Genomic DNA, 556 nt, shown 5'->3' with positions numbered 1-556 from the left:
TTTGTGACGTTGCGCGGCGAGCCTTATCTTTTGTGGCGCGCCGTCGATCAGCACGGGGCTGAACTTGATATCCCGCTATAGAAGCGCCGTGACAAGGCTGCAGCGAAGCGGTTTTTCAAGCGCGTGCTTTGCCTCATGTGCTGAAGCACCGCGCAAGATCGTAACCGACCAGCTGCGCAGCTATCCGGCGGCGAAAGCCGAGATTCCCGAACTGGCTCACGTCAGGCATGTCTTCGTCAAAGACAGCGCGCGGGTCAATAACCGGCCGAAAACAGTCATCAGCCGACGCACGAACGCGAGCGACGCATCCCCCAAGGGGACTTCCTTCGGGGCGTGCGTGGCTTCCGCGATCCCGAACGCACGCAGGTCTTCTTATCGAGCTTCGGTCCGATCCGTCAGCACTTCGCGCTCAAGCGGCACCTGCTACGCGCCGCACTCTATCGCAAACAGCTCGCCGCACGCTTCGCCGACTGGCATCGTTTCACTGAGGCCACCCAGGTTCCGTCCGTTTTCTGAGCAAGCGTGCGTCCTCTCCGCTATTGCGTCTCAAACAATT

The 556-nt window shown here is 60.3% G+C and carries 1 pseudogene; it reads left to right on the top strand.

The window, feature by feature from the left end:
• Positions 1-516 (top strand): annotated as a pseudogene (locus PQR02_RS40730) (DDE-type integrase/transposase/recombinase); the annotation flags it as partial.
• Positions 517-556 lie beyond the last annotated feature (40 nt).

Source organism: Paraburkholderia sediminicola (assembly GCF_046026895.1).
GTDB lineage: Bacteria > Pseudomonadota > Gammaproteobacteria > Burkholderiales > Burkholderiaceae > Paraburkholderia > Paraburkholderia sediminicola_C.
This window is presented reverse-complemented; position numbering and strand designations above follow the sequence as displayed.